Annotated in this window: 8 protein-coding genes; 7 read left to right on the top strand and 1 reads right to left on the bottom strand. The window is 72.0% G+C overall.

Annotated features, from left to right (window positions below):
* Window positions 1–16: 16 nt before the first annotated feature.
* Window positions 17–2,353 (bottom strand): phenylacetic acid degradation protein PaaN, encoded by a 2,337-nt coding sequence (paaN, locus tag AOK09_RS43165; RefSeq protein WP_322973172.1) that lies wholly within the window; start codon window positions 2,351–2,353, stop codon window positions 17–19.
* Between the two features lie 97 nt (window positions 2,354–2,450).
* Here paaN and AOK09_RS43675 point away from each other — a divergent pair, with 97 nt between their 5' ends.
* The 7 genes from AOK09_RS43675 to AOK09_RS13790 all read left to right on the top strand — a co-directional run.
* The gene (locus tag AOK09_RS43675; protein ID WP_407675399.1) at window positions 2,451–2,534 is read left to right on the top strand and encodes a putative leader peptide; all 84 of its coding nucleotides are present in this window, start codon (window positions 2,451–2,453) and stop codon (window positions 2,532–2,534) included.
* Between the two features lie 181 nt (window positions 2,535–2,715).
* Complete coding sequence (locus AOK09_RS13760; RefSeq protein ID WP_055587462.1) at window positions 2,716–4,443, top strand: nitrite/sulfite reductase; 1,728 nt, start codon at window positions 2,716–2,718, stop codon at window positions 4,441–4,443.
* Between the two features lie 163 nt (window positions 4,444–4,606).
* A complete protein-coding gene (locus AOK09_RS13765; protein WP_055587463.1) occupies window positions 4,607–5,323 on the top strand; it encodes a phosphoadenylyl-sulfate reductase in 717 nt (238 codons plus the stop codon).
* Window positions 5,324–5,364: 41 nt separating this feature from the next.
* Window positions 5,365–5,955: an adenylyl-sulfate kinase gene (gene cysC / locus AOK09_RS13770; RefSeq protein ID WP_055587466.1), complete on the top strand. Its 591-nt coding sequence runs from the start codon at window positions 5,365–5,367 to the stop codon at window positions 5,953–5,955.
* Window positions 5,952–6,893 carry a sulfate adenylyltransferase subunit CysD gene (gene cysD / locus AOK09_RS13775; protein ID WP_055587464.1) on the top strand — a complete coding sequence of 314 codons (942 nt, stop codon included), beginning with the start codon at window positions 5,952–5,954 and terminating at the stop codon, window positions 6,891–6,893. Before cysC ends, cysD begins: the two co-directional genes overlap by 4 nt.
* 2 nt (window positions 6,894–6,895) lie before the next feature.
* On the top strand, window positions 6,896–8,275 hold the full coding sequence (locus AOK09_RS13780; RefSeq protein ID WP_079063035.1) for a sulfate adenylyltransferase subunit 1: 1,380 nt from the start codon (window positions 6,896–6,898) through the stop codon (window positions 8,273–8,275).
* Window positions 8,276–8,491: 216 nt separating this feature from the next.
* On the top strand, window positions 8,492–8,948 hold a 457-nt coding region (locus tag AOK09_RS13790), incomplete at its 3' end, for an ABC transporter substrate-binding protein (protein ID WP_169797029.1).

Below are 8,948 nucleotides of genomic sequence, written 5' to 3' on the forward strand. Positions count from 1 at the left end.
GTTACCCAACACTTTCTCAGGCGTGGCGGCGGATCTGTACGGTGCGGAAGCGGTTGGCGACGAACGCCGCGTCGCAGTACGCCGAGTTGGCGGCCGGGTTGGCGCCGGTGCCGTGCAGGTCGGAGAAGGCCGCGGTCTGGTTGGCGTAGACCCCGCCGGTGAGGTTGAGCGAGAGCGAGACACCCGCGTCCAGGCAGGCGTCGACGACGGCCTGCTCCACCTCGGCCGAGGTGGTCCAGGCGGCGGCCGTCATGGCGCCCTTCTCCCGGACCGTACGGCGCAGCAGCTCCACCGCGTCGGCGGCGGAGTCCACCGCCACCGCGAAGGAGACCGGGCCGAAGCACTCGCTGAGGAACGCCGCCTCGTCGTCCGGCTTGGCGGCGTCGGCCTTCACCAGCGCGGGGGTCCGCACCACCGCGTCGGGGAACTCCGGAACGGTCACCGCGCGGGGGGTGAGGGCGAGTTCGCCGTACGAGCCGTCCACGGCCTGGCCGATCCGCTCGGCCACCCCGGGGTTGACCACCGCGCCCAGGATGGCCGCCGCGCGGGCGTCGTCGCCGAGCAGCTTGCCGATCGCCGCCGCCAGGTCGGAGACCACCTCGTCGTAGGACTTCTCGCCCTGGTCGGTGGTGATGCCGCCGCGGGGGATCAGCAGGTTCTGCGGAGTGGTGCACATCTGCCCGCTGTAGAGGGAGAGCGAGAAGGCGATGTTGCCGAGCATCCCGGCGTAGTCGTCGGTGGAGTCGACGACGGCGGTGTTGACGCCGGCCTTCTCGGTGTAGACCTGCGCCTGGACGGCGTTGGCCTCCAGCCACTCGCCGAAGGCGCTGGAGCCGGTGTAGTCGATGATCCGCACCTCGGGACGGAGCGCCAGCACCTTGGCCAGGCCCTCCCCCGGCCGCTCGGCGGCCAGGGTGACCAGGTCGGCGCCGAACCCCGCCTCGGCCAGCACCTGCCGGGCGATCCGCACGGTCAGCGCCAGCGGCAGCACCGCGCGCGGGTGCGGCTTGACGACCACGGGGTTGCCGGTGGCCAGTGAGGCGAAGAACCCGGGGTAGCCGTTCCAGGTCGGGAAGGTGTTGCAGCCCACCAGCAGGGCCACGCCGCGCGGCACCACGGTGAAGGTCTTCTCCATCACCAGCGGGTCGCGCCTGCCCTGCGGCTTGGTCCAGCCGGCCTGCCGGGGCAGCCGGGTCTGCTCGGCGTACGCGTACGCCACCGCCTCCAGGCCACGGTCCTGGGCGTGCGGGCCGCCCGCCTGGAAGGCCATGCCGTAGGCCTGGCCGGTGGTGTGCATCACGGCCTGGGCGAACTCGTGCGAGCGGGCGTTGATCCTGCCCAGGATCTCCAGACAGACCGCCGCCCTGGCCAGCGGCCCGGCGGCGGACCAGGCGGGCATCGCGGCCACGGCGGCGCCGATCAGCACCGCCAGCGCCACCACGAAGATCCACAGCAGTACGGCGACGGGCGCGGCCAGCGAGCCGTAGACGGTGGGGCCCTCCACCGAGCTGACCAGGTAGACCCGGAGCAGCGCGCTGCAGATCACCAGGACCAGCAGGGCGACCAGGGCGCCGGGGATGTCCTCCCGCCAGGGTGTGCGGACCGGGACGGAGAGGTGGTAGAGCGTGGTGAGGAAGACGATCAGCAGCACGATCGCCACCGGCCAGTAGAGGCCGTTGACCAGCCCCGCGATGCCGGGCAGCGCGGCCACCACCATGCCGGGTCCGGCCACCAGCAGCGGCAGCACCAGGGAGCCGATGACCAGGGCGGCGAGGTAGAGGCCGAGCGAGAGCGTGCGGGTGGCCACGATGCCGCGCTTGCCGTCGAGGCCGTACATCACGGTGATGGTGTCGATGAAGATGTACAGCGCCCGCGAGCCCGACCAGAGGGAGAGCAGGAAGCCGATGGAGATCAGGTCGGGGCGGCCGCCGTCGAAGACGCTCTTCAGCAGGGGTCTGACGATCTGGTCGATGGAGTCGTGGGACAGCACCGTGCCGGAGGCGTCGATGATGTCCTGCTGGAGGTTGTCGATGGTGCCGGCGCCGACGATGTCGTCGAGGTAGCCGAGGGTGCCCGCCAGGCAGAGCAGCAGCGGCGGGATGGAGAGCAGGGTGAAGAAGGCCGCCTCGGCCGCGAGCCCGGTGACCCGGTACTCGATGCAGGTGTTGGTGGTCTCCTTGATGAGCGCCCACACCGTGGAACGCCATGAGGCACCCCCGTACCGCCGCCCGGAGCGCCGGGTGCCCTTCGCCCGGTGCTTGGGGGCCTTCCGGGGGGTTTCGCCTGCTGGTTGCACGTCCTTACCGTATCCGGCAGGGGCCCCTGTACTCACGCCCCGGTCAGGGGGTCCCACCGGGCCCCCTCGGGGCTCGTCTCACATAGTGAAGACATTTTGTCCGACATGCGGACCGCAGTGGACCCGCGGGAGATCCGCATGGGAATCTCTTGCCATGTCTGGTGCCGGAACAACCCTGGTCGGTCGACTCCACGTCGACCTGCTTCGCGTGTCCAGCGCCATCTGTCGGGCGACCTGAGCCCCGCCGTCCCCACCGATCCGGCGCCACCACTCGCCATTCCCGCCGATGCGGATGTGCGGGCGCCTCCGGCCAGGTCACTGCCCGCGTCCTTGCGAACACCGCAGGTCACCGCAGTGCTGTGCGCTGGAGACGACTCGCCCCCACTGCGCGTCACCACCTGCCGAAGGACGCAAAAACCATGGCCAGCACCCCCGCCCACGACCGGGCAGCGCCCCAGCCGGACGCCGCCGCGGCGCGCCGCCCCGCAGCCCGCAAGGTGACCCGCCACCGCGGCGAGGGGCAGTGGGCGATGGGGCACTTCACCCCGCTCAACGCCAACGAGCAGTCCAAGAAGGACGACGACGGTCTCAATGTGCGGACACGCATTGAGACGATCTACGCCCATCGCGGCTTCGACTCCATCGACCCGGCCGACCTCCGCGGCCGGATGCGCTGGTGGGGTCTCTACACCCAGCGCAGGCCCGGCATCGACGGCGGCAAGACCGCCGTACTGGAGCCGGAGGAGCTGGACGACGAGTACTTCATGATGCGGGTGCGCATCGACGGCGGCCGCCTCACCACCGAGCAGCTGCGCGCCATCGGCGAGGTCTCCCAGTCGTACGCCCGCGGCACCGCCGACATCACCGACCGGCAGAACATCCAGCTGCACTGGGTCCGCATCGAGGACGTCCCGGCCATCTGGGAGCGGCTGGAGGGCGTCGGCCTGTCCACCACCGAGGCCTGCGGTGACGTACCGCGTGTGATCATCGGCTCGCCGGTGGCGGGGATCGCGGCCGACGAGATCATCGACGGCTCGCCCGCGATCGAGGAGATCACCCGGCGCTGGATCGGCAGCAAGGAGTTCTCCAACCTGCCGCGCAAGTTCAAGACCGCGATCTCCGGCTCTCCGCAACTGGACGTGGTGCACGAGATCAACGACGTGGCCTTTGTCGGCGTGGTCCACCCCGAGCACGGCCCCGGCTTCGACCTCTGGGTGGGCGGCGGCCTCTCCACCAACCCCAAGTTCGGGGTGCGGCTGGGTGCCTGGGTGCCGCTGGAGGAGGTCCCGGAGGTCTGGGCCGGTGTGGTCTCCATCTTCCGCGACTACGGCTACCGCCGGCTGCGCAACCGGGCCCGGCTGAAGTTCCTGGTCTCCGACTGGGGCGCGGAGCGGTTCCGCGAGGTGCTGGAGACGGAGTACCTGAAGCGGACGCTCACCGACGGCCCCGCCCCCGAGCAGCCCGCCCGGCGGTGGCGCGACCATGTGGGCGTCCACCCGCAGAAGGACGGCAACTTCTACGTCGGCTTCGCCCCCCGCGTCGGCCGGGTGGACGGCGCCCTGCTCAGCAAGGTCGCGGACCTCGCCGAGGCGCACGGCTCCGGCCGGCTGGCCACCACGGTCGAGCAGAAGCTGATCGTGCTGGACGTCCCCGGGGCCCAGGTCGACTCGCTGGTCGCCGGGCTGGAGGCGCTGGACCTGCGGGTCAGCCCCTCCCCGTTCCGCCGCGGCACGCTGGCCTGCACCGGTATCGAGTTCTGCAAGCTCGCCATCGTGGAGACCAAGGAGCGCGGCCGCACTCTCATCGAGGAGCTGGAGCGCCGGCTGCCGGAGTTCGACGAGCCGCTGGCGATCAACATCAACGGCTGCCCCAACGCCTGCGCCCGCATCCAGACCGCCGACATCGGCCTCAAGGGCCAGCTGGTCACCGACGCCGAAGGCCGTCAGGTGGAGGGCTTCCAGGTCCACCTGGGCGGCGCCCTGGGCCTGGAGCCGGCGTTCGGCCGCAAGGTCCGCGGCCTCAAGGTCACCGCGGAGGAGCTGCCGGACTACGTGGAGCGGGTACTGCGCCGCTTCCAGGCGGAGCGCGCCGAGGGCGAGCGGTTCGCCCAGTGGGCGGCCCGTGCGTCGGAGGAGGCGCTCTCATGAGCGAGCGAGTGGCACCGTTCCACTGCCCGTACTGCGGCGAGGAGGACCTCCGCCCGTCCGAGGAGGGCGGCCGCGGCGCCTGGGAATGCGGATCGTGCGCACGCGCTTTCACGGTGCAGTTCCTGGGCCTTGTGTCCCGGGCCGTCTCTGGGGGGAGCACCCGATGAGCAGCACCACCGACAGCACCCGCCGCACCGCCGAGGAGCTGGAGGCGCTGGCCCTGGCGGCCGGCCGCGACCTGGAGGAGGCGCCGGCGCGCGAGGTCCTGCGCTGGGCCGCCGAGACCTTCGGCCGGAGCTTCTGCGTCACCTCCTCCATGGAGGACGCCGTGGTGGCGCACCTGGCCTCCTCGGCCCTCCCGGGGGTGGACGTGGTCTTCCTGGACACCGGCTACCACTTCCCGGAGACCATCGGCACCCGCGACGCGGTGGCGGCGACCATGCAGGTCAACGTCATCACGCTGACGCCGCGTCAGAGCGTTGCCGAGCAGGACGAGCAGTACGGCGCGAAGCTGCACGACCGCGACCCCGACCTGTGCTGCGCACTGCGCAAGGTGGAGCCCCTGCAGCGCGGGCTGATGGCGTACGACGCCTGGGCGACCGGGCTGCGCCGCGACGAGTCCCCCACCCGGGCGAACACCCCGGTGGTCGGCTGGGACCCCAAGCGCCGCAAGGTCAAGATCGCTCCCATCGCCCGCTGGACCCAGGACGACGTCGACGCCTATGTCGCCGAGCACGGGGTGCTGCTCAACCCGCTGCTGTGGGACGGCTACGCCTCCGTGGGCTGCGCCCCCTGCACCCGCCGGGTCGCCGAGGGCGAGGACGCCCGGGCCGGCCGCTGGGCGGGCACCGGCAAGACCGAGTGCGGCCTGCACACCTGATCATCCGTCAACTCAGCACCACCGACCTGGAGCGGACCGAAGTGACGACCACAGCCGACGGGACGGCAGACCGGCAGGACACCGCAGCCGCCGCGCAGCAGCGCGGGGCCACCGTGTGGCTGACCGGCCTGCCCAGCGCGGGCAAGACCACCATCGCGTATGCGCTCGCCGAGCTGCTGCGCGCCGAGGGCCACCGGGTGGAGGTGCTGGACGGCGACGAGATCCGCACCTTCCTCTCCGCGGGCCTCGGCTTCACCCGCGAGGACCGCCACACCAACGTCACCCGGATCGGCTTCGTCGCGGAGCTGCTGGCCTCCCACGGGGTGAAGGTGCTGGCCCCGGTCATCGCCCCGTACGCCGCCTCGCGGGCGGCGGTCCGGGAGCGCCACGCCGAGGCGGGCACCGGCTTCCTCGAGGTGCATGTGGCGACCCCGGTGGAGGTCTGCTCGGTCCGCGACGTCAAGGGGCTGTACGCGAAGCAGGCGGCCGGAGAGATCTCCGGACTGACCGGCGTGGACGACCCGTACGAGGCGCCCGAGCAGCCCGACCTGCGGATCGAGGCGCACACCCAGTCGGTGGCCGAGTCGGCCGCCGCCCTGCACGCCCTTCTCACGACAAGGGGACTGGCATGACGACGGCGACGCACCAGCCGCAGCTCGGCGGCACCGACAACCCCTACACCCTCTCCCACCTGGACGCCCTGGAGGCGGAGGCGGTCCACATCTTCCGCGAGGTGGCGGGCGAGTTCGAGCGGCCGGTGCTGCTCTTCTCCGGCGGCAAGGACTCCATCCTGATGCTGCAGTTGGCGCTGAAGGCCTTCTGGCCCGCGCCGGTTCCGTTCGCACTGCTGCACGTGGACACCGGGCACAACTTCCCCGAGGTACTCGCCTACCGGGACCGTGTGGTCGCCCAGTACGGGCTCCAGCTGCATGTCGCCTCGGTGCAGGACTACATCGACAGCGGCCGGCTGCGGGAGCGCCCCGACGGCACCCGCAACCCGCTGCAGACCGTGCCGCTGACCGAGGCGATCCAGCAGCACCGGTTCGACGCGGTCTTCGGCGGCGGCCGCCGCGACGAGGAGAAGGCCAGGGCCAAGGAGCGGGTCTTCTCCCTGCGCGACGAGTTCTCCCAGTGGGACCCGCGCCGCCAGCGCCCCGAGCTGTGGTCGCTGTACAACGGCCGGCACGCCCCCGGTGAGCACGTCCGGGTCTTCCCGCTCTCCAACTGGACCGAGCTGGACGTCTGGCAGTACATCGAGCGGGAGAAGATCGACCTCCCCGAGATCTACTTCGCCCATGAGCGCAAGGTCTTCCAGCGCGGCGGCATGTGGCTGACCGCCGGCGAGTGGGGCGGCCCCAGGGAGGGCGAGACCGTGGAGCGGCGCCTGGTGCGCTACCGCACGGTGGGCGACATGTCCTGCACCGGCGCCGTCGACTCCGACGCCGTCACGGTGGCGGACGTGATCGCCGAGGTGGCCGCCAGCCGGCTCACCGAGCGGGGCGCCACCCGGGCCGACGACAAGCTCTCGGAGGCCGCCATGGAGGACCGGAAGCGCGAGGGGTACTTCTAGAGATGTCGACCGATCTGACTGCCAACAACGGCCTCGGCGACTCGCCGACGCCGGCCGAGAACCCGTTCGGCGAGGCGGCGGCGACCGCGCTGCTGCGCTTCGCCACCGCCGGCTCGGTCGACGACGGCAAGTCCACCCTGGTCGGGCGGCTGCTGCACGACTCCAAGTCGGTGCTGGCCGACCAGCTGGAGGCCGTCGAGGCCGCCTCGCTGCGGCGCGGCCAGGAGGCCCCCGACCTGGCGCTGCTGACCGACGGTCTGCGGGCCGAGCGGGAGCAGGGCATCACCATCGATGTGGCGTACCGTTACTTCGCCACTCCGCGCCGCCGCTTCATCCTCGCCGACACCCCCGGCCATGTGCAGTACACCCGCAACATGGTCACCGGCGCCTCCACCGCGGAGCTGGCCGTGGTGCTGGTGGACGCCCGCAACGGCGTGGTCGAGCAGACCCGCCGACACGCCGCCGTGGCGGCGCTGCTGCGCGTGCCCCATGTGGTGCTGGCGGTCAACAAGATGGACCTGGTGGAGTACGCCGAGCCGGTCTTCGCCGCGATCGCGGCGGAGTTCACCGCCTACGCCGGCTCGCTGGGGGTGCCGGACGTCACCGCCATCCCCATCTCCGCACTGGCCGGCGACAACGTGGTGGAGCCGTCCGCCCGCATGGACTGGTACGGCGGCCCGACGCTGCTGGAGCACCTGGAGACCGTCCCGGTCGGCACCGACCCGTCCGCCGAGCCGGCGCGCTTCCCGGTGCAGTACGTGATCCGTCCCCAGTCGGGCGAGTGGCGGGACTACCGCGGCTACGCCGGGCAGCTGGCGTCCGGGGTGCTGCGCAGGGGCGACCGGGTCACGGTGCTGCCGTCCGGCATCACCACCACCGTGGCCGGGATCGACGCCCTCGGCGAGGAGACCGACATCGCCTGGGCGCCGCAGTCCGTCACCGTGCGCCTCACCGACGACATCGACATCTCCCGGGGCGACCTGATCGCCGGCGGCACCGCGCCCGAGCCGGTGAAGGACGTCGAGGCGACCGTCTGCCACCTCCATGAGCGGCCGCTGCGGGTCGGCGACCGGGTGCTGCTCAAGCACACCACCCGCACGGTCCGGGCGCTGGTGAAGGAGATCCCGTACCGGGTCGACATCGACAGCCTGGAGCGGCGCTCCGGCGCCGAGGGCCTGGCGGTCAACGACATCGGCCGGGTGGTGCTGCGCACCGCCGAGCCGCTGGCACTGGACGCCTACGCGGACAACCGGCACACCGGGTCGTTCCTGCTGATCGACCCGGCGGACGGCACCACCCTCACCGCCGGCATGGCGGGTGAGGCCTTCGGCGCCGCGCTGCACGGCGCGGTCGCCCAGGACGACGGGGAGGACTGGGTCTGATGCCCGGAGAGGCGTTCTCCGAGATGGACAAGGAAGGCGGCCGCATCGGCAGCGGCGTCCTCGGCAGCGGCCAGGGCGGCGTGGCGCGATGTGCGTGCGGGCGGGCCTGACGGCCCGTCACCGGGCTGCGTCCTGACCCACACCAGGTACCGCGGCCCGGCCCGCCCGGCCATCGCGCCGGCCACTCTTCCGACCCCGTCACGTGAGGACTCCTCCATGTCTCCTGCCCTGCCCCGCACCGATCAGCGGGCAATCCCCGGCTCCGGCCGGATCAGACGCACCGCCGCGCTCTCCGTCGCCGCGCTCACCGCGGCCGGGCTGCTCAGCGCCTGCGGCTACGGCTCCAAGACCACCACCGACAACTCCACCCCGGCCGCGGCGACCGGCGCCGCCACCGGCAAGAAGCTCTCCGCCGACACGGTGAAGATCGGCTACTTCGCCAACCTCACCCACGGCACCGCCCTGGTGGGCCTGAAGGAGGGCTTCTTCGCCAAGGAGCTGGGGGCGACGAAGATCAAGACCCAGGTCTTCAACGCGGGCCCGTCCGAGATCGAGGCGCTCAACGCCGGCTCCATCGACATCGGCTGGATCGGCCCCTCCCCCGCCGTCAACGGCTACGCCAAGTCGAACGGGCAGAGCCTGAGGATCATCTCCGGTTCGGCCTCCGGCGGCG

Source organism: Peterkaempfera griseoplana (assembly GCF_001418575.1).
Taxonomy (GTDB): Bacteria; Actinomycetota; Actinomycetes; order Streptomycetales; family Streptomycetaceae; genus Peterkaempfera; species Peterkaempfera griseoplana.